Source organism: Pseudomonas peli, assembly GCF_900099645.1.
Classification (GTDB): domain Bacteria; phylum Pseudomonadota; class Gammaproteobacteria; order Pseudomonadales; family Pseudomonadaceae; genus Aquipseudomonas; species Aquipseudomonas peli.
Map to the genome: position 1 here is coordinate 1,149,444 of NZ_FMTL01000001.1, position 23,647 is coordinate 1,173,090.

General features: G+C 61.1%; 23 protein-coding genes. 10 read left to right on the forward strand and 13 right to left on the reverse strand.

Annotation, left to right across the window (positions count from 1 at the left end; all coding sequences use genetic code 11):
• Position 1: 1 nt before the first annotated feature.
• From BLO50_RS05615 to BLO50_RS05630, 4 genes are all read left to right on the forward strand, one after another.
• Complete coding sequence (locus BLO50_RS05615; RefSeq protein WP_090249601.1) at positions 2-496, forward strand: GNAT family N-acetyltransferase; 495 nt, start codon at positions 2-4, stop codon at positions 494-496.
• 7 nt (positions 497-503) lie between these two features.
• Positions 504-809, forward strand: a complete 306-nt coding sequence (locus BLO50_RS05620) for an urease subunit beta (protein WP_090249604.1) — start codon at positions 504-506, stop codon at positions 807-809.
• A gap of 103 nt (positions 810-912) precedes the next feature.
• Positions 913-2,613, forward strand: a complete 1,701-nt coding sequence (gene ureC / locus BLO50_RS05625) for an urease subunit alpha (protein ID WP_090249607.1) — start codon at positions 913-915, stop codon at positions 2,611-2,613.
• A gap of 189 nt (positions 2,614-2,802) precedes the next feature.
• A complete protein-coding gene (locus BLO50_RS05630; RefSeq protein WP_090249609.1) occupies positions 2,803-3,243 on the forward strand; it encodes a hypothetical protein in 441 nt (146 codons plus the stop codon).
• A gap of 36 nt (positions 3,244-3,279) precedes the next feature.
• Here BLO50_RS05630 and BLO50_RS05635 read toward each other — a convergent pair whose 3' ends face one another.
• From BLO50_RS05635 to BLO50_RS05660, 6 genes are all read right to left on the reverse strand, one after another.
• On the reverse strand, positions 3,280-3,546 hold the full coding sequence (locus BLO50_RS05635) for a DksA/TraR family C4-type zinc finger protein (protein ID WP_090249612.1): 267 nt from the start codon (positions 3,544-3,546) through the stop codon (positions 3,280-3,282).
• Between the two features lie 74 nt (positions 3,547-3,620).
• Positions 3,621-4,484, reverse strand: coding sequence for an isocitrate lyase/PEP mutase family protein (locus BLO50_RS05640; protein WP_090249614.1), 864 nt, complete (start codon positions 4,482-4,484; stop codon positions 3,621-3,623).
• Between the two features lie 127 nt (positions 4,485-4,611).
• Positions 4,612-5,604, reverse strand: coding sequence for a type II secretion system F family protein (locus tag BLO50_RS05645; protein ID WP_090249617.1), 993 nt, complete (start codon positions 5,602-5,604; stop codon positions 4,612-4,614).
• Between the two features lie 43 nt (positions 5,605-5,647).
• On the reverse strand, positions 5,648-6,367 hold the full coding sequence (locus BLO50_RS05650; RefSeq protein ID WP_090251278.1) for a substrate-binding periplasmic protein: 720 nt from the start codon (positions 6,365-6,367) through the stop codon (positions 5,648-5,650).
• Between the two features lie 88 nt (positions 6,368-6,455).
• Entirely contained in the window at positions 6,456-7,223 is a 768-nt protein-coding gene (locus BLO50_RS05655; protein WP_090249620.1) for a substrate-binding periplasmic protein, read from the reverse strand.
• A gap of 88 nt (positions 7,224-7,311) precedes the next feature.
• Positions 7,312-8,157, reverse strand: coding sequence for a substrate-binding domain-containing protein (locus BLO50_RS05660; protein ID WP_244152840.1), 846 nt, complete (start codon positions 8,155-8,157; stop codon positions 7,312-7,314).
• 332 nt (positions 8,158-8,489) lie between these two features.
• Here BLO50_RS05660 and BLO50_RS05665 point away from each other — a divergent pair, with 332 nt between their 5' ends.
• The 4 genes from BLO50_RS05665 to BLO50_RS05680 all read left to right on the forward strand — a co-directional run bounded on the left by BLO50_RS05665 (position 8,490) and on the right by BLO50_RS05680 (position 12,204).
• Positions 8,490-9,218 (forward strand): VC0807 family protein, encoded by a 729-nt coding sequence (locus BLO50_RS05665; RefSeq protein ID WP_090251281.1) that lies wholly within the window; start codon positions 8,490-8,492, stop codon positions 9,216-9,218.
• A 24-nt stretch (positions 9,219-9,242) separates the two neighbouring features.
• Positions 9,243-9,680, forward strand: coding sequence for a YqaA family protein (locus tag BLO50_RS05670; RefSeq protein WP_090249625.1), 438 nt, complete (start codon positions 9,243-9,245; stop codon positions 9,678-9,680).
• Between the two features lie 149 nt (positions 9,681-9,829).
• Complete coding sequence (locus BLO50_RS05675) at positions 9,830-10,783, forward strand: lysylphosphatidylglycerol synthase transmembrane domain-containing protein (RefSeq protein ID WP_090249629.1); 954 nt, start codon at positions 9,830-9,832, stop codon at positions 10,781-10,783.
• A gap of 155 nt (positions 10,784-10,938) precedes the next feature.
• Positions 10,939-12,204: an Hsp70 family protein gene (locus BLO50_RS05680; RefSeq protein WP_090249633.1), complete on the forward strand. Its 1,266-nt coding sequence runs from the start codon at positions 10,939-10,941 to the stop codon at positions 12,202-12,204.
• A gap of 72 nt (positions 12,205-12,276) precedes the next feature.
• Here BLO50_RS05680 and BLO50_RS05685 read toward each other — a convergent pair whose 3' ends face one another.
• A complete protein-coding gene (locus tag BLO50_RS05685) occupies positions 12,277-14,592 on the reverse strand; it encodes a YgiQ family radical SAM protein (protein ID WP_090251284.1) in 2,316 nt (771 codons plus the stop codon).
• 232 nt (positions 14,593-14,824) lie between these two features.
• Between BLO50_RS05685 and BLO50_RS05690 the strand changes: the two genes are divergently transcribed.
• Positions 14,825-16,702 carry a diguanylate cyclase gene (locus tag BLO50_RS05690; RefSeq protein WP_169852815.1) on the forward strand — a complete coding sequence of 626 codons (1,878 nt, stop codon included), beginning with the start codon at positions 14,825-14,827 and terminating at the stop codon, positions 16,700-16,702.
• Positions 16,703-16,835: 133 nt separating this feature from the next.
• Positions 16,836-18,740: a diguanylate cyclase gene (locus BLO50_RS05695; RefSeq protein WP_090249636.1), complete on the forward strand. Its 1,905-nt coding sequence runs from the start codon at positions 16,836-16,838 to the stop codon at positions 18,738-18,740.
• Position 18,741: 1 nt separating this feature from the next.
• Here BLO50_RS05695 and alr read toward each other — a convergent pair whose 3' ends face one another.
• From alr to rpsF, 6 genes are all read right to left on the reverse strand, one after another.
• Positions 18,742-19,821 (reverse strand): alanine racemase, encoded by a 1,080-nt coding sequence (gene alr / locus BLO50_RS05700; RefSeq protein WP_090249640.1) that lies wholly within the window; start codon positions 19,819-19,821, stop codon positions 18,742-18,744.
• A gap of 100 nt (positions 19,822-19,921) precedes the next feature.
• Entirely contained in the window at positions 19,922-21,316 is a 1,395-nt protein-coding gene (gene dnaB, locus BLO50_RS05705) for a replicative DNA helicase (RefSeq protein WP_090249643.1), read from the reverse strand.
• A 115-nt stretch (positions 21,317-21,431) separates the two neighbouring features.
• Complete coding sequence (rplI, locus tag BLO50_RS05710) at positions 21,432-21,878, reverse strand: 50S ribosomal protein L9 (RefSeq protein ID WP_090249644.1); 447 nt, start codon at positions 21,876-21,878, stop codon at positions 21,432-21,434.
• Positions 21,879-21,899: 21 nt separating this feature from the next.
• Positions 21,900-22,793 carry a hypothetical protein gene (locus BLO50_RS05715; RefSeq protein ID WP_090249647.1) on the reverse strand — a complete coding sequence of 298 codons (894 nt, stop codon included), beginning with the start codon at positions 22,791-22,793 and terminating at the stop codon, positions 21,900-21,902.
• A gap of 36 nt (positions 22,794-22,829) precedes the next feature.
• Positions 22,830-23,060, reverse strand: a complete 231-nt coding sequence (rpsR, locus tag BLO50_RS05720) for a 30S ribosomal protein S18 (RefSeq protein WP_069519637.1) — start codon at positions 23,058-23,060, stop codon at positions 22,830-22,832.
• Between the two features lie 28 nt (positions 23,061-23,088).
• Positions 23,089-23,511, reverse strand: a complete 423-nt coding sequence (gene rpsF / locus BLO50_RS05725) for a 30S ribosomal protein S6 (RefSeq protein WP_090249650.1) — start codon at positions 23,509-23,511, stop codon at positions 23,089-23,091.
• Positions 23,512-23,647 lie beyond the last annotated feature (136 nt).

Here is a 23,647-nt window from a genome sequence, read left to right on the forward strand (position 1 = left end):
CATGATGATTCACGACGCTACTGCCGCCGACCTGCCTGCCATCCTGGCCATCTACAACGATGCCGTGCAGCACACCACGGCGATCTGGAACGAAACTCTGGTCGACCTAAGCAATCGTCAGGCCTGGCTGAGCGAGCGCACGGCGGCTGGCTTTCCGGTGCTGGTGGCCCATAGCGACGCGGGCGAGGTGCTCGGCTATGCCAGCTACGGCACCTGGCGCGCCATCGAAGGCTTTCGCCACACCGTGGAACACTCGGTGTATGTGCGCAGCGACCAACGCGGTCAGGGCCTAGGCCCCTCGCTGATGCACGCCTTGATCGAACGCGCGCAAGCGGCCGGTCTGCACGTGATGGTCGCAGCCATCGAGAGCGGCAACAGCGCCTCGATCCGCCTGCACGAGCGCCTTGGCTTCGTTACCACCGGCCAGATGTCGCAGGTCGGCCGCAAGTTCGGCCGCTGGCTGGACCTCACCTTTATGCAATTGACCCTGGAGTGAAGCAGCGATGATCCCCGGCGAATACCAGATTCAGGACGGCGAAATCGAGCTTAATGCCGGCCGTCGCACGATCAGCCTGAGCGTGGCCAACAGCGGCGACCGGCCCATCCAGGTCGGCTCGCACTACCACTTCTTCGAAACCAATGACGCGCTGACCTTTGACCGCAGCGCCGCGCGCGGTATGCGCCTGAATATTCCGGCCGGCACTGCGGTGCGCTTCGAACCCGGGCAGAGCCGCGATGTGGAACTGGTCGATCTGGCTGGCCATCGCCGCGTATTCGGCTTTGCCGGGCGGGTGATGGGCGACCTCTAATCCACGATTTTCGTAGGGTGGAAAACGCTTAAGGCTTTTCCACCCCAGCAGACTCACGGTGGACAAGCTTCGCGTTGTCCACCCTACGGACAGGACCCACAGCATGAAAATCTCCCGCCAAGCCTATGCCGATATGTTCGGCCCCACCGTCGGCGACAAGGTGCGCCTGGCCGATACCGAGCTGTGGATCGAGGTCGAGAAGGACTTCACCACCTACGGTGAAGAAGTGAAATTCGGCGGCGGCAAGGTGATCCGCGATGGTATGGGCCAGGGGCAGCTATGCGCCGCCGATGTGGTCGACACGCTGATCACCAACGCGCTGATCATCGATCACTGGGGCATCGTCAAGGCCGACGTCGGCCTCAAGGAGGGACGCATTGCCGCCATCGGCAAGGCCGGTAACCCGGATATTCAACCCGACGTGACCATCGCCATCGGCGCCGGCACCGAGGTAATCGCCGGTGAAGGCATGATCCTCACCGCCGGCGGCATCGACACGCACATCCACTTTATCTGCCCGCAGCAGATCGAAGAGGCGTTGATGAGCGGCGTCACCACCATGATTGGCGGCGGCACCGGGCCGGCCACCGGCACCAACGCCACCACCTGCACCTCCGGGCCCTGGCATATGGCGCGCATGCTCCAGGCCGCTGACGCCTTCCCGATGAACCTGGGTTTTACCGGCAAGGGCAACGCCTCGCTGCCCGAGCCGTTGATCGAACAGGTCAAGGCCGGCGCTATCGGCCTCAAACTGCATGAAGACTGGGGCACCACCCCGGCGGCGATCGACAACTGCCTTAGCGTGGCTGACCAGTACGACGTGCAGGTGGCGATCCACACCGACACGCTGAACGAGTCCGGCTTCGTCGAGACCACCCTCGGCGCGTTCAAGGGCCGCACCATCCACACTTACCACACCGAAGGCGCGGGTGGCGGTCATGCACCGGACATCATCAAGGCCTGCGGCTTCCCCAATGTGCTGCCGTCCTCGACCAACCCGACCCGGCCGTTCACCCGCAATACCATCGATGAACACCTGGACATGCTGATGGTCTGCCATCACCTCGACCCGAGCATCGCCGAGGACGTCGCCTTCGCCGAAAGCCGTATTCGCCGCGAGACCATTGCAGCCGAGGACATACTGCATGACCTCGGCGCCTTCAGCATGATCAGCTCCGACAGCCAGGCCATGGGCCGCGTTGGCGAGGTCATCACCCGCACCTGGCAGACCGCCGACAAGATGCACAAGCAACGCGGCCCGCTGGAAGGCGACGGCCCGGGCAACAGCAACTTCCGGGTCAAACGCTACATCGCCAAGTACACCATCAACCCCGCGATCACCCACGGCATCAGCCATGAGGTGGGCTCGATCGAAGTGGGCAAATGGGCCGACCTGGTGCTCTGGCGCCCGGCCTTCTTCGGCGTTAAACCGACGCTGATTCTCAAAGGCGGGGCGATTGCCGCGAGCCTGATGGGCGACGCCAATGCCTCGATCCCCACACCGCAGCCGGTACATTACCGACCGATGTTCGCCAGCTACGGCGGCAGCCGCCACGCCACCAGCATCACCTTTATCAGCCAAGCGGCGTTCGAGGCCGGCGTACCCGAACAACTGGGGCTTAAGAAGAAGATCGGCGTGGTCAAAGGCTGCCGCGAGGTGCAGAAGACCGACCTGATCCACAACGATTACCTGCCGACCATCGAAGTAGATCCACAGAATTATCAGGTCAAGGCCGATGGCCAGCTGCTCTGGTGCGAGCCGGCGGATGTACTGCCAATGGCGCAGCGTTATTTCCTGTTCTGACACAGACAGAGGCCTGGCTGCCGGCAACAGGTTGCCCGATTACCGGCAAGCTGTTGCCGAACGGCCCGCCTAACGCGCTGAGCGGGAGGGCTTCGTACGCCGCAGAAGCCGCTCAGCCCGGCGGATGCAACGATTTGGCGCAGTTTTTGCTCGGCACAAGGCTCATTTAGCCGGTCGAAAGGAACCGCCATGAGAATTGATGCAGGAGCCACCTACCCAGCCGCCAACCAACGTGCGTCAGCGGCCAACCAGAACCGAAGCACTGATACGTCCTTCTCGGCGGTGCTGGCCAGCACCGCATCGAGCGCGCCGAAAACCGCACCCGCAGACTTCAGCAGCATGACCCGCCAGGATCTGCGCGACTGGACCAACGGCCAAATCCGCAGCGGGCAGATGTCTCTCGATGACAGCCGCGCGTTTATGGCCATGAGCATGAAAATACCGGTCGCGAGCGGCCTGACAGGCGAGCTGCCCGCGACAAACGACAGCACGCGCTATGACTTTACCCAGAAGGCCCGCGCCGGCATTGAAGGCGCCACGGCGCGTAACGACGCATCAACATTGAAGATGCTGCAGTCGGCCATGTCGATCATGCAGAGCCAGACTGGCGGCGTGGATATTCGCGCCTGACGCTGGCTACGCGGGCGATGGGCGTTGCGGTGCGCCTCAGCGCAGCTGGCTGTCCTTGCTGCCCCGGCGGTTATAGCCGCTGAATCGAGCCTGTTCTTTGTCATGCGCGATCTGGCAGGCTACGCACAGGTGCACGCCAGGGATGGCGTTGCGCCGCGCCTCGGGAATGGCCGCGGCGCATTCCTCGCAATGGCTCAAGCTTTCGCCGCGCGGCAGCTGGCTGCGGGCGCGCTGAATGGCGTCCTCGATGCTGCTGTCGATCTGCTCCTGTACCGCACCATCATTTGCCCAGCCACCGGCCATCGCACTTGTCCTCCGCCGTGTATGCCTCTAGATATGCGCCGCCTGCGGGCAAATCTCAAGCGCACGCGGTCGCCTTACTCCTTGACCTCCATAAACTCGCGCGCCCAGACAATGTAGTCCTCGGGCTGAGTGTATTTGTGGGTCAGCTCGGTGGCGTTAAGGTCGCACGCATCGACACCGCGCTGCTCACGCAGGCAGTCGTAAGTGGCCTTGATCGCGGCGAAGTAGGCGGCATGGCCGTTGACCACGATGCGCACACCTAGGCTGGCCAGACGCGCGTTATCACGCAACGACGGGTTGCCGTAAGTCACCAGCATCAACGGAACGCTGAGGTGCGCAGCAATCTGCTCCAAGTGAGCAAAATCCTCGACCCCAACCAGGCAGATGGCATCAGCGCCGGCCGCCTGATAGGCCTGGGTACGGCGAATCACTTCGCTGACATCCAGCACGCCGGCATGGGTGCGAGCGATGATCGCCAGGTCCGGATCAACCCGCGCTTCCAGGGCCGCACGGATCTTGCCGACACCTTCGTCGATGCTGATCAGGTCGGTGGACTTACGGCCGAATTGCGCGGGTAGCAGGGTGTCTTCGATGGTCAGCGCGGCAATCCCCGCGCGCTCCAGTTCCACCACCGTGCGCATTACGTTGAGCGCATTGCCATAGCCGTGGTCAGCATCGGCGATGACCGGTAGGCGGCTGACGCGGCCGATCCGCGTGGCCTGCTCGACAAACTCGCTGAGGGTGATCAGGGCGAAATCCGGTGCGGCCAGAACTTGTAGTGAAGCTACAGAACCACCCAAAATGCCGACTTCAAAGCCAAGATCAGCGGCAATTCGAGCGGCCATAGGATCAAATACAGAAGCGGTGTGATAGCAGCTATTCGAAGCAAGAAGCGCACGAAATTGTGCGCGAAGGTCGTGATGCGAGGCTCTTTGCATGGGGTGCACCATCGTTCATGGTCAATTCTGAGCGAGTGATTATGTAGCAAAACTACAAAACCCGTCATGTAGTAAAACTACATAGTCGACCAGTAACCTTGCACCCTCCTTTCAGTCCACCGTGCCACTAACCCAACTCTGCCGGTAAGCGCGGCCCAAAGCCTGTGCCAGTCAGCAGCCCATAGGCCATCCACAGCATCACCCCGGCATACAGCGCACGCGGCAACCAGGTCGCCAGCTGTTCGGTCAGGCTATCGAGTTTCTGTGTTTCCACCCCGGCGTAGTTGAGTAGGCTGGCTGGCAAGGTGCCACTGGCCTCCCCCGTACGAATCAGGCCAAGAGCCAAGCCATGGCCGGGGAAGTCCAGACTGGCCAACGCCTGCGTCAGGCTCTGACCACGCTGAACAGCCAGCTGCACACCACTGAACCGCTTGCGCAGTGGCGCATGGCGGATCACCGCGCAGGCCTTGGGCAGGGCGTCGAGCATGGGCATGCCAGCCTCCAGCATCAGCCCCAGGCTCTCGAAAAAGTCCCGCAGATTACGCCGCAGCAACGCCGTGCCAAAGACCGGCACGCCCACCAGCAGGGCATCGAGCGGCGAAGCCGCGGCCGCCGGCGCGCGCTCACGCCGACGATAAAGCCCACGCCCCAGCGCATAGAGCGTACCCAGCGCCAGCACCGGCCAGAGTACGCCCCACAGATACCCGGCAATACTCAGCTGGCCACCGACCAATGCAGGCAGCGGCTGGATAAACAACGCCAACACCAGCACCGCGGCGGGCAACAGCAAGCGTGATTTTACAGCCGCGCCCTGCTGCGCAAGGTGGCTGTAGCGCTCGGCCAGTCGCTGATAAACCGCAGCCAGACAACCGCTGGCCTGGGCGGCGCGCAGTAGGGTGCTGTCCAGCGGGGTGAACACGTCACTGCGCAGTCCGGCACTGGCCATATCGCTGCCGCTGGCTATCTGTGCCTGCAGGCTGGATAACGCGGCCTTGCTGCCCACCGGTAGCGATACGCTGAGCAATGCCTGCGTCACAGGCACCCCAGCTTTTTCCATAGCGGCCAAGTGGGCAAATAACTGCGCACGGGCCGAAAAATCCAGCGATACAGGACGGGGCATTAACAATGCTCGATACGTAAGTGGGCGATCTGCAGAGGGTGGACTACTCAGTCGCAGTGGGCGGTTGGGCGTGTGGCATCCAACGGCGAAAAATCTCAGTGAAACTACCATCCTGATGCATACCATCCAGTGCACGACGCCAGCGCTGCACAACCGCGGCATCCGTTTGCGGGGAAAAGGCGATGTAGTAGGCCGAGCGCATAAACGGCAGGTGCGCTTGCACTTGGTCGGCGCGCAACCCACCGCGCGCCAGCTCAGCGTCCAGCGTCAGGTCTTCGGTGGCAATCAATTGCACACGGCCATGTTTGAGCATGGTCACCATGCTCTTCGAACTGGTCACCCCATAGAGGTTCGTGAAACCTTGCGCCGCCAACGTCTCATAGGTGTACCACTGCTTCGGCACCGCCAGAGGGCCACTGTCGGCCGCCTGCTGCAGGTTATCGAACTGCAGATTGCGTGATTTCAACGAGTAGAAACTGGTGGTGCCGATCAACAAGGGCCCCACCCATTGAAACTTGGCCTCCCGCTCAGGGGTGCGCACGGTGGAGAAAATCGCTGTATCGGCCTGCTGCTGGGCCAGGTGGTAGGCACGCGTCCAAGGCAGCAACTGGATGCGCGCCTCATCGCCCGTGCGCCTGATGAGCTCACGCACCACTTCCACCGCCAAGCCATGCAGCTCGCCATTCTGACTGAAGCTGGTGGGTGGTGCTTCCTCGGTCAGCAGCTGCAACTCAGCACGAAGCGAACCGGACAAGCAGCACATCAGCCAGATACTGAGCAGGCAACATCGTTTCAGCAAGATGGAATCTCCGGGCACTGCAATCAGACTAGCTCAGTGCCAACGAATTGCGTCAAGGCGCCGGGGCCAGTACCGGCATGCTGTTAGGGTCAGAAAACCAACGCCGATGGATGCGCAGCAGGCCGCCATCACGGGTCAATTGATCCAGCGCCTGCTGCCACCGCTGCACCAATGCCGGGTCGGTATTTTTGGAAAAAGCGATGTAGGAGTTAGTACCCATCAGGGTGAATTGCAGCTCCACATCCCGGGCGCTCATGCCCTGCTCCGCCAGCATGTCATCGAGCGCCAGACTGCTGGCCACCAGCAATTCGATACGGCCATGCTTGAACATCTTGGTCATATGCTGCGGCGTCGGCACCGCATAGAGGTTTTTTAACCCCTTATCACTGAGGTACTCGTAGGAGTACCACTGCTTGGGAACCGCAACGGTACTGAAGCGCTCGACATCTTTGAGCGAGCGCACATTCAGCCCGGCACCACGCCGGGCATAAAAGCTGGTATGCCCAAGGGCTATCGGACCAACCCACTGGAATAGGGACTCTCGTCGCGCGGTGCGGACGATTGAGAACAGACCGGTATTGGCCTCACGCTGCACCTGATGGTAACCCCGGGTCCAGGGCACCACTTGGATGCTTGCCGAGGCGCCAGTGCGCTGGATCAGTTGCTCGACGACTTCAACCGCCATGCCGGTGAGCTTGCCATCGTCGAAATAACTCAGCGGGCGGTATTCCTCGGTATACAGCTGCAACTTCGCCGCCAGCGCCAGGCTGGAGTAACCGATGAGCAGCAACAGAGCACCAAGCAGGGACATAAGCCGCATGGCAACACCTCGGACAAACGAGGACAAGACCCGGTTCATGATATGCAGGCCACGACATCACAGCCAGTTCGCGGCCTCACAAAACCGCTTAGGGCTGGCCGGAGAGCGTGTTCTGCAACTGCGTTTGCTCCCACTGCGCCAAGCTGCCCTGGTCAATTCGCTCAGCGTCCAGGGCGACCACCACACGCTCCGCCGGCAACTCGCCACGCGCAGCACGTGCGGCTAAATGCACCGCACGGAAGCCCAGCAGATGCGCCTGCTGGATATACAGGCTGTGAATTTCTCCCGACCGCAACGCCTCGATTAATAACGGGTCGCCATCGAAGCCCACATGCAGCAGCTGCCCGGTTTTACCCAAACGCCGCAACGCAGCCAATACCGCACGGGAGCTCGTGCTGTTCGGCGTAAACAGCCCATCCAGCTGATCGACCTGCCCTTGCAGCGCCTGCACGGCCAACTGCCTGTCTTCGCCTACATAGACATCCAGCAGCACCTGCAAGCCCCCAGCCTCTGCGGCGTGGCGAAAGCCACGCTCGGTGGTCGACGTCACGTCGGGGCGCAAACGCAATAACGCGACGCTGCCCCGACCACCCAGAGCGCGCACTAGGTATTGCCCAGCCTGCTCACCGGCGCGGTAGTTATCGGTCGCGACGAGGCCGCGCGCCACGCTACCCGGCATGTCGCGGTCAAAAAAAATAGTGGTTATTCCGCTGGCTGACAGCTGATTAACCCGCCGCGTGATCTCCTCACCGCTGGGTGCGATGACCAGCGTTCGGCAACCGCGCGCCAGTACCCAGTCAATCATTTCCAACTGGGTCTCCACGCTGCCTTCATGGGTGGGCCCACGAACAAGCACTTCCAGCCGATTCTCGGCCCCGGCCTGGCGCGCCCCCGCTTCCACCTGGCTCCAGTAGGGCGTGAAGCTGGCGGTCACCACTCCCACGCATGCCATCGCCGAGGACGCCCACCCACTCAACAGCAAACATAACGCCACCAGCGGTTTCCACAAGCCTCGGCAATGCATGGCGATCACTCCCAAAAACGAGACCAACAAGCACCCGTGTGCCACTGCCGGACTGATCTAGAGCCAGTACTAGCAGACTAGCATCAAGCAGTTAGCCTCGCCGGGCGCAGAGCAGTGACGGCCCGTCAAAAACTGAACGGCAGCCCCGGCCTCACACTTTTTCACACTCCAGGCGACGGCTGGGCTGGTAGCCGCCGCTCAAGCAGGCGATGATCGCGCCTCTCTCCTACACCTTGAATGACATGACCGATACCACGCACAGCACTCAGGCCACGCACAAACCCCGCCCGCTGATCGATCTGCTGGTCAGCATCCTGATTCCTTCCCTGATCCTGATGAAGCTGAGCGGCGAGAGCCGACTGGGCGCTGATGGCGCGCTGATGCTGGCGCTGGCCTTCCCGCTGGGCTGGGGCAGCTTCGAGCTGATCAAGTACCGCAAATTCAACTTTATCGCCCTACTCGGGCTGGTCAGCGTGCTGCTGACTGGCGGCATCGGCCTGCTCAAGCTGGACAACCAGTGGCTGGCGATCAAGGAAGCGGCGATCCCCGGCATCATCGGTATTGCCGTGCTGGTCTCGACGCGCACCCGCTTCCCGTTGATTCGTACCATGCTGTTCAACAAGACCGTGCTCAACGTCGACAAGATCCATGAGCGCCTGGAGCAGGCCGGCAATACCGCGCTGTTCGAAACGCGCCTGCTCAGAGCGACCTACTGGCTGAGCGGCACCTTCTTCTTTTCCTCGGCCATGAACTACGTGCTGGCCAAGTGGATCGTCATCAGCCCGGCCGGCAGCGAAGCCTTCAACGCCGAACTGGGGCGGATGAATCTGCTCAGCTACCCGATGATCGCGATCCCCTCGATGATCATGCTGATGGCCATTTTCTATTATCTGTGGCGCACCATTCACGGGCTGACCGGCCTCAAGCTGGAAGACGTGATGGCCAATGCCGAGCAGGAAAAACAGCCTTAAGCCAGGCAATCCGGCGCACCCGGGATGCTGACGTTCTCTGCCTACCTGGGCCTGTTTATTTCGGCCCTGGGCGCCGCCACGCTGCTGCCACTGCAATCGGAAAGCGTACTGGTAGCGTTGTTGCTCAGCGGCACCTATTCACCCTGGGTACTGCTGGCGGTAGCGAGCGTCGGGAACATTCTCGGTGCGCTGCTCAACTGGCTGCTGGGCCGTTACCTTGAGCACTTTCGTCATAAGCCCTGGTTCCCGGTTAGTGAGGCGCGCTTGCAGCAAGCACAGCGCGGCTATGCCCGTTATGGCCGCTGGTCACTGCTGCTGAGCTGGGTGCCGATCATCGGTGACCCGCTGACCCTGGTGGCAGGGGTGATGCGCGAACGTCTGTGGGTTTTCCTGCTGATCGTCGGTCTGGCAAAAACCGCCCGCTATGCTGTATTGGCAACCCTGACCCTCGGCTGGAGCTGATTGCGCCTACACGACACACGCCGTAACGCCAACGGCAATTCTGAGGTTGAGCATCGGCCATGCCTCCGTGATACTGCGCAGCCTTCGCACGGGCGTGTGCGAAGACCGTAACCGTGCGAAGGAGTGATCTGAGTGGAGCGGCATCCGTAATGAAAAGGAGCGATCTGGCCTGGACCCTAGTGGGGCTAAGCGCCGTGCTGCTGTCGTGCTACTTGCTCTATCACCAAGTGCGCACCATTTCCCTCGATGAAATTGCCGATAGCCTGCGCGCCATTCCGCGCCTGGATTGGCTGCTGGCCGCCGTGGCCACTCTAGGCGCTTACAGCGCCCTGGCCTGGTACGATCGCATCGCCCTGGCTCACCTGGGTAAAAAGATTTCCTGGCGCTTTATCAGCCTGTGCTCCTTCACCACCTATGCGCTGGCCCACAACATCGGCGCCTCAGTGTTCTCCGGCGCCCTGGTGCGTTATCGCGCTTACCGCAGCAAAGGCATGACGCCGCAGGAAATCGGCATCCTGATCGTCTTCTGCTCCTTCACCTTCGTCCTCGGCACCATCCTCGCCAGCGGCTGCGTGCTGGTGCTAGAGCCGGATCTGATCCACCGCGTGGCCAAGGTCACACCGCTGGTCTCCGAGATTATTGGCGTGCTCCTGCTGCTGTTGGTTGCGCTCTATGTGCTCGGTTCCTGGCGGCACTTCAAGCCCTGGCACTGGGGCAAGCTGCATCTCGAATACCCGCGCCTGGGGATTGTCGGCCGCCAGCTGCTGGCCGGACCGCTGGAGCTAGCCTGTGCGGCAGCGATCATCTACTTCGCCCTGCCGGCTGAGCACAACCCTGGCTACTTGGTGGTATTCGGCGTGTTCCTCGCCTCGTTCTCCCTGGCACTGTTGTCTCACGCACCTGGCGGCCTGGGCGTACTGGAAGTGACCTTCCTCGCGGCAATGCCCGAGCTGCCCGCCGCTGACGTGCTTGCGGCACTGATTGTGTTCCGCTGCTTCTACCTGCTGCTGCCGTTCGCCCTGTCGTTGCTGGTGGTGCTGGGCTTTGAGTGGTCGCAGTGGCAGAGCCGCCGCAACACCCCTGACAACCCGCCCCTGCCCTGAGTCGCACACACCGGATAACCGGGGGCAGCATTGCGCCGCGCACTCGCATAGAATGCGCGGCCGTTTTTGCGGCACGCCTTCACAACAGCCACTCGCCGGCTTCGTGACAGGATGCCCAGAAACTTCCCGGTACTTATTCAGGAACAGCGCGCCGCATGACTCTCTCTACACCCGCCCGCGCCTGCGGAATCGACTTCGGCACCTCCAACTCCACCGTAGGCTGGCTACGCCCCGACGCCGAAACCCTGATCCCACTGGAAGACGGCAAGATCACCCTGCCCTCGGTGGTGTTCTTCAACCTCGAAGAGCGCCGCCCGGTCTATGGCCGCCTGGCCCTGCAGGAATACCTGGAAGGCTACGAAGGCCGCCTGATGCGCTCGCTGAAAAGCCTCTTGGGCAGCAAGCTGCTGAAAAGCGAAACCACCGTGCTGGGCAGCGCCCTGCCGTTTAAAGACCTGCTCGGATTTTTTATCGGTGAGCTGAAAAACCGCGCCGAGGCCACTGCCGGCCGTCCCTTTGAAGAAGTAGTACTGGGCCGCCCGGTGTTCTTCGTCGACGATGACCCGGTGGCTGACCTGGAAGCACAAAACACCCTGGTGGCCGTGGCGCACAAGCTCGGTTTCAAGGACGTGTCGTTCCAGTACGAGCCCATCGCCGCAGCCTTCGACTATGAGTCGGGCATCAGCCGTGAAGAGCTGGTACTGATCGTCGACATCGGCGGTGGCACCTCGGACTTCTCCCTGGTACGCCTGGCGCCCGAACGTCGCGCAGTGGCTGATCGCCACAACGACATCCTCGCCACCGGCGGCGTGCACATCGGCGGTACCGACTTCGACAAGCAGCTTTCTCTGGCTGGGGTGATGCCACTATTCGGCTACGGCAGCCGGATGAAGAGCGATGCGCCGATGCCTACCAGCACCCACCTCAACCTGGCCACCTGGCACACCATCAACGCGGTGTACTCGGCACAGTCGCAGCGCCAGCTGCAGAGCATGCGCTACGACATCGTCGACCCTACCGGTATCGACCGGCTGTTCCAGCTGATCGAGCGCCGTGACGGCCACTGGCTGGCCATGCAGGTCGAGGAAAGCAAGATTGCCCTGACCGAGCAGGATGCGCGCCCCATCGACCTCAGCCGCCTGGAAGAGGGCCTGGTCGCCGAGCTGACCCGCACGCTGTTTAAGGATGCCATCGAGCCACTGCTGGAGCGCGTGCGCGCCAGTGTCACCCAGCTGTTAAGCGATGCCGGCGTCAGTGTCGAGCAGGTCGATACGGTGTTCTTCACCGGTGGTTCCAGCGGCATCCCGGCTCTGCGCCAGAGCGTCGCAGCCATGCTGCCCAATGCGCAGCACGTGGAAGGCAATACCTTCGGCAGCATCGGCAGCGGCCTGGCCATCGAAGCGCAGAAGCGCTACGGCTGATCAAATGCCGCAAGGTGCCCGGCCACAATAAAAAACGCCAGCTTGAAGCTGGCGTTTTTTATTGCTGCAGAATCAGCGCGGCACGGCCGGCTTCTTCACCGGCTTCTTGCCTTTGCCCTTGGCAGCATCGGCACGTTCCTTGGCCGCCTGCTGATTACGCGCCTGCGCAGCAGCTTTGGCCTGCTCGCGCTTGTCCCAAGGGTTACCGCCCGCCGCCCCGGTGTCACGCGGTGGCAAGCCGGTGTGCTGGGTCAGCATCGGTTTGCTCTTGGTGGTGTCTTTGGCGACCTTGTGGCTACCGGCCGGCGTCGAATTCTTGCGGCGCGCGCTCTGGTAGCTGTCAGTGGCGGGTTGATGCAGCGGGATCAGTTGGTTCTTGCCTGGCCCAATCAGGTCAGCGCGGCCCATGCGCTGCAGCGCTTCACGCAGCATCGGCCAGCCTTTCGGGTCGTGATAGCGCAGGAACGCCTTGTGCAGGCGACGCTGCTCTTCGCTCTTGACGATGGTCACGCCGTCGCTCTTGTAGCTGACCTTGCGCAGCGGGTTCTTGCCCGAGTGGTACATAGCCGTGGCGGTGGCCATTGGCGACGGGTAGAACGCCTGCACCTGGTCGGCGCGGAAACCATTGCCCTTGAGCCACAGCGCCAGGTTCATCATGTCTTCGTCGGTGGTGCCCGGGTGCGCGGCGATAAAGTACGGAATCAGGTACTGCTCTTTGCCCGCCTCTTTCGAGTACTTCTCGAACATGCGCTTGAACTTGTCGTAGCTACCAATGCCCGGCTTCATCATCTGATTCAGCGGGCCTTCCTCGGTGTGCTCCGGGGCGATTTTCAGGTAGCCACCGACGTGGTGGGTGACCAGCTCCTTCACATACTCCGGCGACTCGACGGCGAGGTCGTAACGCAGGCCCGAGGCGATCAGAATCTTCTTCACCCCAGGTAGCGCGCGAGCGCTGCGGTAGAGCTGAATAAGGCTGGAGTGATCGGTGTTCAGGTTCGGGCAGATGCCAGGGAACACGCACGACGGTTTGCGGCAGGCGGATTCGATTTCCGGGCTTTTGCAGGCAATGCGGTACATGTTGGCGGTCGGCCCGCCAAGGTCGGAAATCACCCCGGTAAAGCCTGGCACCTTGTCGCGGATCTCTTCGATCTCGCGGATGATCGACTCTTCCGAGCGGTTCTGAATAATCCGGCCTTCGTGCTCGGTGATCGAGCAGAAGGTGCAACCACCAAAGCAGCCACGCATGATGTTCACTGAAAAGCGGATCATGTCGTAGGCAGGGATTTTTTCTTTGCCATACGCCGGGTGCGGGACGCGCGCATAGGGCATGCCGAACACGTAGTCCATTTCCTCGGTAGTCATCGGGATGGGTGGCGGGTTGAACCACACATCAACCTCACCATGCTTCTGCACCAGCGCGCGGGCGTTGCCCGGGTTAGTTTCCAGGTGCAGCACGCGGTTGGCATGGGCGTACAGCACCGGGTCGTTACGCACCTTTTCCATGGACGGCAGACGGATCACCGTCTTGTCACGAGTCATCCGTGGGCTGGCGAGAAGCTGCACGACCTTCGGCTCGTTCGGGTCTTCCTGTGGGCCCTTCTCCTGCTCGATGGCGCAGGCCTGGGTATCCTGAGTGTTCACGTACGGGTTGATGATCTTGTCGATCTTACCCGGCCGATCAATACGGGTGGAGTCCACCTCATACCAGCCCTGCGGCGTATCACGACGGATAAACGCGGTGCCGCGCACGTCGGTGATGTCTTCGATCTTATGGCCGTAGGACAGGCGCTGGGCCACTTCAACGATGGCGCGCTCGGCGTTGCCGTACAGCAGAATGTCGGCGCTGGCATCGATCAGGATCGAATTGCGCACACGGTCTTGCCAGTAGTCGTAATGGGCGATGCGGCGCAGGGAGGCTTCGATACCGCCGAGGACGATCGGCACGTGTTTATAGGCTTCTTTGCAGCGCTGGCTGTACACCAGGCTGGCACGGTCCGGGCGCTTACCAGCTAGGCCGCCGGGGGTGTAGGCGTCGTCGGAACGGATTTTCTTGTCGGCGGTGTAGCGGTTGATCATCGAGTCCATGTTGCCGGCCGCGACGCCGAAGAACAGGTTCGGCTCGCCGAGCTTCATAAAGTCGTCTTTCGACTGCCAGTTTGGCTGGGCGATGATCCCTACACGAAAGCCTTGCGACTCCAGCAACCGGCCGATAATGGCCATGCCAAACGATGGGTGATCCACATACGCGTCACCGGTCACGATGATGATGTCGCAGCTGTCCCAGCCAAGCTGATCCATCTCTTCCCGGCTCATCGGCAGGAAAGGCGCAGGCCCGAAACACTCGGCCCAGTATTTTGGATAATCGAATAACGGCTTGGCGGCTTGCATGGACATGGAAAGTGACCGGCGGTGGCGAACAGGATGGAAAATCGCGGGCGCGGAATATAGCACAAAATTTAACCAAACCCGACTCCAGAGCTAGGTTTAATGACTGAAATCCCCCTAGCGCTGTAGCAGCAGCGTAGTGGCTTACGGCTATACTCGGACGCACAACATCGGTCTCCAATAGCCGGGACAAGGGGTGAACGTGGTGCAACGCTTAGCTTTTTCAATCCTAATCATGCTGAGCCTAGCCTTTCTGCCCGGCCTTTCGAGCGCAGCCATCACGCTCACGCCCACCAGCAGTGGCATTTCCCTGAACACCGACATAGAACTGCTGGAAGACAGCAGCGCACAACTGACCATTGCCGATATGGCCGACCCGGCTATTCAGAGCCGCTTCAAACCGGCCAATGGCCGCGCCAGCGTAGGCCAGAGTCTTAACCCTTGGTGGATCAAGGTTACCCTCCAGCGCACTAGCGATGCACCCAGCCAGTGGTGGCTGGAAGTCAGCTCGGTCACCCAGCTCGACCTGCGCCTGTACCTGCCCGAGCCGAATGGCCGTTGGCAGGAGCGCCAATCTGGCGAGCTGGTCAGCCATAAAGAAGGCCGCGATCACGAATTCCGCCACATGCTGTTCAAGCTGCCGGAGCTGAGCCAACAACCCCTGACTTTTTATCTGCGCAGCTATGACCCGGCCGGCAACTCGTTCCCGATGCGCGCCTGGCAGCTGGATCAGCTGACCCAAGGAGCCGCAGAAGAGAACCTCGCACTTGGGGTGGTCTACGGCATCATCGCCGCGCTACTGCTGTACAACCTGTTTATCTTCTTCAGCCTGCGCGACTCGGCCTATTTCTGGTACGTGCTGACCACCGCCGGCGCTCTGCTGATGATCCTCAGCATGAGCGGCCATGGCTTTCAGTACCTGTGGCCAAACAATCCCGTGCCCTTCTGGCTGGACCGCGTCACTCTGCCTTCTCTGTGGGGCTTCTGCGCCTGCCGCTTTACTCAATGCCTGATGCAAACCCGCACCCATGTACGCTGGGCTCATCATCTATTAAGCCTGGCCTGCGTCTGCTATGTGATTGCAGTTGCCCTTGAGGGTCTGGGACAACGTCATACCGCAGCCTGGATCATCGCCCTGTTATCGCTGACCAGCATCCCAGCAGCGCTGGGCTCGGCACTGATTCGCTGGCGCCAGGGTTACTTCCCGGCACTGCTGTATCTCTGTGGCTATGGTTTGATTCTCGGCAGCATCAGTCTGGCGCTGATGCGCGCCACCGGCCTGGTACAACCGGCCATCTGGAATGCTTACGTATTCCCACTGTCGGTGGCGGCCGAATCGATTCTGTTCTCCTTCGCCCTGGCATACCGCATCCAGACGCTCAAGCAGGAAAAAGCCGAAGCCCTGGAGCAGGCAGACCGCGAAAAAACTGCGCGCCTGGCGCAGATGCAAGGCAGCGCCGATGAACTACAAAGTGCGGTCAAGCTGCGTACTGCCGAACTGGCACAGGCCAACCAGCAACTCTGCGAACGCGAGCGCGAGCTACAGCACGCCGCCTTCCACGACCCGCTAACCGAGCTGCCTAACCGGCGTTTTCTGGTCGAGCGCTGCGAGGCCGCACTGGCCAATGCGCGGCGGCACAATGAAGCCACCGCCCTGCTGCTGATTGACCTCGACCATTTCAAGCCGATCAACGACAAATATGGCCACGATGCCGGCGACCTGATGCTGCAAACCATCGCACAGCGCCTGCGCGAACATGTGCGCTCGGGAGATGCCGTTGCACGCCTGGGAGGTGATGAGTTTGCCGTGCTGATCTGCGGCGAAGACGCCGAACAGCACGCACGCGAAATCGCTCGCCGCTTACTGGATGAACTGGCCAAACCGGTGGCCTATGGCGCGGATCGGCTGACCGTGACCATCAGCATCGGTGTGGCGCTGTACCCGCGCCACGCCAGCAATTTCACCACGCTTTACAAGGCGGCGGATGAAATGCTCTACAAGGTCAAGGGCCGTGGTCGCTCGGGCTCAGCGGTGTGCGGAGAAGATGGCGAACTGAGCAGCAGTGCACGCCTGCAACTGGACGTGCTCAACGTACCCAGTGGTTTGAGCTGACGGCTCAGCAGTCGAGATCACCTCGCGCAGCCCAGCCATCCACCCAACCAACGACGTGCCGGCAACTTCTGTGAACGATCACGCCGCTGCGCCTATACTCGCGCAACCGCCACTCGACACCAGGAAGTCAGCAGTGCAGCGCCTCACCCTATCCATTCTTCTACTGCTGAGCCTGTTTAGCGGTCCGAGCGTTGCCAGCACGGTGCAGCTGAGCACCTCCAGCAGTGGCAGCGTGCTCAACGGCCAGATCGAACTGCTGGAGGATGTCGACGGCCAACTGAGCATTGCCGACATGGCCGACGCCGCCGTGCAAAGCCGCTTTCAACCCGCCGCCGGACGCACCAGCGTTGGTCAGAGCAGCAACCCCTGGTGGATCAAACTCAGCCTGCAACGCAGCAGTGACGCGCCTGCACAGTGGTGGCTGGAAGTCGGCGCGGTCACCCTGCTCGACCTGCAAATCTTTCTTCCCAGCGCCACGGGCCAATGGCAACTGCGCCAGGCGGGTGAACGCGTCGGTTTTGCCGAAGGCCGCGACCATGACTACCGCCGCGCCGTGTTCCGCCTGCCATTACTTGGCGAACAGCCACAGACTATTTACCTGCGTACGTACGACCCGGCGGGCAACTCCTTCCCGCTGCGTATCTGGCAGCTGCACGACCTCGAACAACTGGCCAAGCGCGAACATCTGGTGCTCGGTCTGATCTACGGGGTGATCCTCGCCCTGCTGCTTTACAACCTGTTTATCCTGCTGGCCCTACGCGATCCGACCTACCTCTGGTATGTGCTGACCATGGCGGCGTCATTGATCTTTATCGCCAGCATGAGCGGTCATGGTTTTCAGTACCTCTGGCCGGACGGCCCAGTACCGGCCTGGCTGGATCGCATCACCCTGCCCATTCTGGTTAGCCTCGGCATCCTGCGTTTTGCCCAGGCGCTGCTATCCACCCGCACCACCCTGCGCATTGCCCATCACATCCTCAACGGCTGTATCGCGGTGTACCTGCTGGCCCTGGCGGTCAACCTGGCCGGTTATCGCAGTGAAACGGGCTTACTGATCGGGCTGATCCCGATTGTTACCGTGCCCACCCTACTGTTCAGCGCGGCCATCCGCTGGAAACAGGGCTTTACCCCGGCGCTGTTCTACCTGCTGGGCTACGGCAGCGTGCTGCTGAGCTTTGTGATTCTGGTGCTGCGCGCCGCTGGCGTGGTACAGCCAGGCGAGTCCACCGCTTACCTGTTCCCACTGGCGGTGGCGGCCGAAGCGATTCTGTTCTCCTTCGCACTGGCCTATCGCATCCAGATTCTCAAGCAGGAGAAAGCTGACGCCCTCCAGCAGGCCGACCGCGAAAAAACTGCACGCCTGACCCAAGCCCAGGCCAACGCCGCCGAACTGCAACATTCGGTTGACCTGCGCACCGCAGAACTGGCCGCCACTAATGAACGTCTGCGCCAACGTGAACAAGCACTGCAGCACGCGGCATTTCACGACCCGCTGACCGAGCTGCCAAACCGCCGTTATCTGGTGGAGCGCTGTGAAACAGCACTGGCCAATGCGCGCCGCCACAGTGAAGCACTGGCCCTGCTGTTGATCGACCTCGATCACTTCAAACCGATCAACGACAAACACGGCCACGATGCCGGTGACCTGATGCTGCAACAGATCGCCCAACGTCTGCGCGAGCATGTTCGCGCCGGAGATACCGTGGCACGTCTGGGCGGCGACGAGTTTGCCGTGTTGGTAGGGGGCGCCGATGCCGAAGAGCATGCCCGGGAAATCGCTAATCGTTTGCTCGCCGAGCTGGCCAAGCCGGTGATGTACGGCGCAGAACGGCTGACCGTGACCATCAGCATCGGCGTCGCGCTGTACCCACAGCACGCAGGTACCTTTACCGCGCTGTACAAGGCGGCCGACGAGATGCTCTACCGAGTCAAGACACGTGGTCGCTCAGGCTCAGCGGTGTGCGGCGAAGATGGCGAGCTGAGCAACAGCGCGCGCCTGCACCTGGATGTGCTCAGCGTACCCAGCGGTCTGCTCTGACTCAGCTGTTGCGGTAGCGACGCGGCACTCGTGCAGTGACCTTGCTGAGCAGCTCGTAACCAATGGTTCCGGCTGCCTGCGCCACCTCATCCACCGGTAACTGCGCCCCCCACAGCTCGACCGCATCGCCCACGGCGGCATCCGGCACGTCCGTAAGGTCTACCATCAGCATATCCATGGACACCCGCCCGACCAGTGTCACGCGCTGGCCACGGACGACAACCGGCGTGCCGGCCGGCGCATGGCGTGGGTAGCCATCGGCATAACCGCAACTTACGGTGCCGATACGCGACGGCCGCTCAGCACGCCAGGTGCAGCCATAGCCAACCGCTTCACCCACCCCCACATCGCGACAGGCAATCAGCTGCGCGGTCAGGCTCATCGCCGGGCGCAAGCCCAGCTCAACGGCGCCCAGATCAGCAAAAGGTGTTGCGCCATAGAGCATGATGCCCGGACGCAGCCAATCCATATGCGCAGCCGGTATGGTCAAAATCGCCGCAGAATTGGCCAGCGAGCGCTTGGCGAAATCCAGATCCAGCAGATCGAGAAACTGCTCCAGCTGCAGCTCAGTGGTTTCACTGCCGCGCTCATCGGCGCAGGCAAAGTGACTAAGCAGACTCAGCTCGGCAACCTGCGCTGCACCCTGTAAACGACCATGCCAATCACGCACAGCAGCAGCGCTGAAGCCCAGGCGATGCATACCGCTGTCCAGCTTCAGCCACAGATTCAGCGGCCGCGATAGATTAGCGGCGAGCAGCTGCTGCGCCTGTTGCTCGCTGTGCAGCACCACATCCAGACCTAGCTGCGTGGCGAACTGGTACTCGTCCGCTTCAAAGCAGCCCTCGAGCAACAGAATCCGCGCCTCACCGTGCAGCGCACGCACCTCTGCGGCTTCCTCCAGGCTTGCCACAGCAAAGCCATCGGCGACATCATGCAAGGCCGTCACCACCTCGCGCACGCCATGCCCGTAGGCATTCGCTTTGACCACCGCAAACGCCTGCCGCCCCGGCGCACAGCGCCTGGCCACCGCGTAGTTATGGGCAATGGCAGACAAATCGACAGTGGCTACAAGGGGACGCATGGAGAAAAGTCCTTAAACAAAACGGGCAGCCAGTTTACCCACTGGCCGCCCGTTTTTATTGATCTGACACGGCAACACGCTGCGTTGCGCGCCCGCCGCTCTACTCGTCGTCGAACTGGTAGCTGCCCGGCGCGAGGTTTTCGAAACGCGAGAACTTACCGAGAAACGCTAGCCGCGCCGTGCCCAATGGACCGTTACGCTGCTTGCCGATGATGATTTCGGCAACGCCCTTGTACTCGGTCTCGGGGTGATACACCTCGTCGCGGTAAACGAACATGATGATATCGGCGTCCTGCTCGATGGCCCCGGACTCACGCAAGTCGGAGTTGATTGGGCGCTTGTTCGGGCGCTGCTCCAGGCCACGGTTAAGCTGCGAGAGGGCAATAACCGGGCAGTTGAATTCCTTGGCCAGGGCTTTGAGCGAGCGGGAGATTTCGGAAATCTCGTTGACTCGGCTGTCGCCGCTGGAACCAGGAATCTGCATCAGCTGCAGGTAGTCGACCATGATCAGGCCGATCTCGCCGTGCTCACGCGCCAAACGGCGGGTACGTGCGCGCATCTCCGAAGGCGAGATACCGGCGGTATCGTCAATAAACAGTTTGCGGTCGTTGAGCAGATTGACCGCCGAGGTCAGACGCGGCCAATCGTCGTCGTCCAGGCGACCGGCACGCACCTTGGTCTGATCTATACGCCCTAGCGAGGCGAGCATACGCATCACGATGGAGTCGGAAGGCATCTCCAGCGAGTACACCATCACCACCTTGTCGCTGCGCATCAGCGCGTTTTCCACCAGGTTCATGGCGAAGGTGGTCTTACCCATCGACGGTCGACCGGCGACGATGATCAGGTCGGCCGGCTGCAGGCCGCTGGTCAGGTTGTCCAGATCGGTAAAGCCGGTGGACAGACCGGTGATCGCGTCGCCAGCATTGAACAGGGTATCGATACGGTCGATGGCCTTGACCAGAATATCGTTGATCCCCACCGGGCCACCGGTCTTCGGCCGCGCCTCGGCGATCTGAAAGATCAGGCGCTCGGCCTCATCAAGAATCTCGGCGCCAGTACGGCCTTGCGGCATATAGGCACTGTCGGCAATTTCGCCGCTGATGCCGATCAACTGGCGCAGCGTGGCGCGCTCACGAATGATCTGCGCATAGGCCTTGATGTTGGCCACCGAGGGCGTGTTCTTCGCCAGCTCGCCGAGGTAGGCCAGGCCGCCGACTTGCGACAGCTGCCCTTCCTGGTCCAGCTGCTCGGAGACAGTCACCACGTCGAAGGGGTGGTTACGCTCAGCCAGCTTGAAAATCGCGCGGAAGATCAGGCGATGGTCATGCCGATAGAAGTCGCCATCGGACACCGCATCGAGCACCCGCTCCCAGGCATTGTTGTCGAGCATCAGGCCGCCCAGTACGGCTTGCTCCGCCTCGATCGAGTGCGGCGGCACCTTCAGGGCGGAGGTTTGCAGATCGTACTGTTCGGGCAGGCTGATGTCGTTCATAAGGCTCGGGCAAAGAATTCTGTGTTGGAAAAACAAAGGGCACGGCATCGCTTTCGCAATGCCGTGCCCGATGTTAGCGAGCCTGCACTCAAGTGCAAGCCCGTTGAGCAGCCAGTTAGGCGGCTACAACAACAACCTTAACGGTTGCTTCAACGTCGCTGTGCAGGTGCACGGCTACGTCGTATTCGCCGAGTTGACGAATGGTGCCGTTCGGCAGACGCACTTCAGCTTTGGCCACTTCAACGCCAGAGGCGGTCAGGGCTTCAGCGATGTCGTGAGTACCGATGGAGCCGAACAGTTTGCCTTCATCGCCCGCGGTAGCGGTGATGGTGACTTCCAGTTCAGCCAGCTGAGCAGCGCGGGATTCAGCGTAAGCTTTCTTCTCGGCAGCCAGTTTTTCCAGCTCGGCGCGACGCGCTTCAAACGCAGCAACGTTTGCAGGAGTAGCAGCAGTGGCTTTGCCTTGCGGCAGCAGGAAGTTACGACCGTAACCGGACTTAACATTCACTTTATCGCCCAGGTTGCCCAGGTTGGCGACTTTTTCCAGCAGGATCAGTTCCATTTGGTAATAACCTCTTAACTTTTAACCTTCACCGTTCGCGGGGCCCGAGCCTTGTTTGCGCTCAAAGCGACCACGAAAATCAAGCAGACTGTCGACAATGGCCAAAACCACCAGTAACGGATAAGTCAGCTGCATAAACAGCAACAACGTGATGTACAACCCGACCAGCCAGAACTTACCTAGCCGACCTTGCGCCACCATCCCATGCAACAGGCCGATGCCCGCAAACGCCAACGGCACACTGCACAACGGCGTCAGCATGGCCATTTGCGGACCCAGATTGGGTCCCAACAGCATGCCAACCAGCAGCAACATCGCCAGCGGGGTCGGGAGGCGTAGTGCGCGAAACTCGCGACCGAAGCCACCCGGGTTATACAACTGCGCCTGCCAGAAGCGCCCAAGCATCAGGCTCAACAAGCTGACTATCTGCAACAACGCCGCGATCAATCCGGTCAGTACCGGTGCAATCAGGCTATCCAGGCGCGCTCGCTCATCCACCGACATCTGTTGGTGAACCCCATCAAGCATTTGCGGCATCAGCTTTTGCAGCTCAAGCGCCATTGCTTCGATGGGTTCGCGGAATACCGCACCCAAGACCAGCCCATACACCAGGCCCAATGCCACACTGCACAGCAGCACACGATTCCAGGACAGGTTGGCGCGTAACAACAACGCCAATCCCAGCGCACCGAGCAACACCAACAGGGTGCGCGGCTCACCGAAATACCACCAGCCAATGGCCGGCAGCAGGGCCCAGGCGAGGATGCCAGCGGCATCACTCCAACCGCGCCGCAGAAGCACCAGGCTTCCAGCGGCAGCACTCAACCAGAACAACAGCGGCAACGCCGCAGAAACCATCACTACGAGAGTGGCCTGCATACGGCCGCGCATAATGAATTCAGCTATGGCGCGCATGCGATCTATCCCTTACTTCTTGTCGAACATCCGGTCTCAGCGGCCGTGGCTGTCGGTGTAAGGCAGCAGGGCCAGGAAGCGGGCACGCTTGATAGCGGTAGCCAGCTGACGCTGATAACGAGCCTTAGTACCGGTGATACGGCTAGGAACGATCTTGCCGGTTTCCGAGATGTAAGCTTTCAGCGTGTTGAGATCTTTGAAATCGATCTCTTTCACTTCTTCTGCGGTGAAACGGCAGAATTTACGACGACGGAAGAAACGTGCCATGAGAGTGGCTCCTCAATAGATCCGTGGATTACTCGTCAGCGTTGTCGCTGTCGTTGTTGTCGCTGTCATCGCCATCAACAGAATCGGCGTTGTCAGGACGGTCACGACGCTCACGGCGCTCACTGCGGTTTTCTTCGGCCTTGAGCATCTCGGACTGGTCAGTTACGGCCTCGTCGCGACGGATGACCAAGTTACGGATCACGGCATCGTTGTAACGGAAGTTGTCTTCCAGCTCAGCCAGGGCTTTACCGGTGCACTCAACGTTAAGCATCACGTAGTGAGCTTTGTGGACGTTGTTGATGGCGTAAGCCAGCTGACGACGGCCCCAATCTTCCAGGCGGTGAATCTTGCCGCCGTCTTCTTCGATCAGCTTGGTGTAACGCTCAACCATGCCGCCGACTTGCTCGCTCTGGTCCGGGTGAACCAGAAAGATGATTTCGTAATGACGCATAAATGCTCCTTACGGGTTGTAGCCTGCCGCGAAATGCGGTCAGGCAAGGAGTGAATTTCACTTGTTTGTCTTGCTGAAACAGAAAGGCGCAAAAGCACCTGCCGTCACGGCAAGGGGCGACATTCTAGTGAAGCCG

Excerpts from the sequence above, each read along its gene's own strand:
- BLO50_RS05615 (WP_090249601.1), top strand. The coding sequence starts at position 2 with ATGATGATTCACGACGCTACTGCCGCCGACCTGCCTGCCATCCTGGCC.
- BLO50_RS05620 (WP_090249604.1), top strand. The coding sequence starts at position 504 with ATGATCCCCGGCGAATACCAGATTCAGGACGGCGAAATCGAGCTTAAT.
- ureC (WP_090249607.1), top strand. The coding sequence starts at position 913 with ATGAAAATCTCCCGCCAAGCCTATGCCGATATGTTCGGCCCCACCGTC.
- BLO50_RS05630 (WP_090249609.1), top strand. The coding sequence starts at position 2,803 with ATGAGAATTGATGCAGGAGCCACCTACCCAGCCGCCAACCAACGTGCG.
- BLO50_RS05635 (WP_090249612.1), bottom strand. The coding sequence starts at position 3,546 with ATGGCCGGTGGCTGGGCAAATGATGGTGCGGTACAGGAGCAGATCGAC.
- BLO50_RS05640 (WP_090249614.1), bottom strand. The coding sequence starts at position 4,484 with ATGCAAAGAGCCTCGCATCACGACCTTCGCGCACAATTTCGTGCGCTT.
- BLO50_RS05645 (WP_090249617.1), bottom strand. The coding sequence starts at position 5,604 with ATGCCCCGTCCTGTATCGCTGGATTTTTCGGCCCGTGCGCAGTTATTT.
- BLO50_RS05650 (WP_090251278.1), bottom strand. The coding sequence starts at position 6,367 with ATGTGCTGCTTGTCCGGTTCGCTTCGTGCTGAGTTGCAGCTGCTGACC.
- BLO50_RS05655 (WP_090249620.1), bottom strand. The coding sequence starts at position 7,223 with ATGCGGCTTATGTCCCTGCTTGGTGCTCTGTTGCTGCTCATCGGTTAC.
- BLO50_RS05665 (WP_090251281.1), top strand. The coding sequence starts at position 8,490 with ATGACCGATACCACGCACAGCACTCAGGCCACGCACAAACCCCGCCCG.
- BLO50_RS05670 (WP_090249625.1), top strand. The coding sequence starts at position 9,243 with ATGCTGACGTTCTCTGCCTACCTGGGCCTGTTTATTTCGGCCCTGGGC.
- BLO50_RS05675 (WP_090249629.1), top strand. The coding sequence starts at position 9,830 with ATGAAAAGGAGCGATCTGGCCTGGACCCTAGTGGGGCTAAGCGCCGTG.
- BLO50_RS05680 (WP_090249633.1), top strand. The coding sequence starts at position 10,939 with ATGACTCTCTCTACACCCGCCCGCGCCTGCGGAATCGACTTCGGCACC.
- BLO50_RS05685 (WP_090251284.1), bottom strand. The coding sequence starts at position 14,592 with ATGCAAGCCGCCAAGCCGTTATTCGATTATCCAAAATACTGGGCCGAG.
- BLO50_RS05690 (WP_169852815.1), top strand. The coding sequence starts at position 14,825 with ATGCTGAGCCTAGCCTTTCTGCCCGGCCTTTCGAGCGCAGCCATCACG.
- alr (WP_090249640.1), bottom strand. The coding sequence starts at position 19,821 with ATGCGTCCCCTTGTAGCCACTGTCGATTTGTCTGCCATTGCCCATAAC.
- dnaB (WP_090249643.1), bottom strand. The coding sequence starts at position 21,316 with ATGAACGACATCAGCCTGCCCGAACAGTACGATCTGCAAACCTCCGCC.
- rplI (WP_090249644.1), bottom strand. The coding sequence starts at position 21,878 with ATGGAACTGATCCTGCTGGAAAAAGTCGCCAACCTGGGCAACCTGGGC.
- BLO50_RS05715 (WP_090249647.1), bottom strand. The coding sequence starts at position 22,793 with ATGCGCGCCATAGCTGAATTCATTATGCGCGGCCGTATGCAGGCCACT.
- rpsR (WP_069519637.1), bottom strand. The coding sequence starts at position 23,060 with ATGGCACGTTTCTTCCGTCGTCGTAAATTCTGCCGTTTCACCGCAGAA.
- rpsF (WP_090249650.1), bottom strand. The coding sequence starts at position 23,511 with ATGCGTCATTACGAAATCATCTTTCTGGTTCACCCGGACCAGAGCGAG.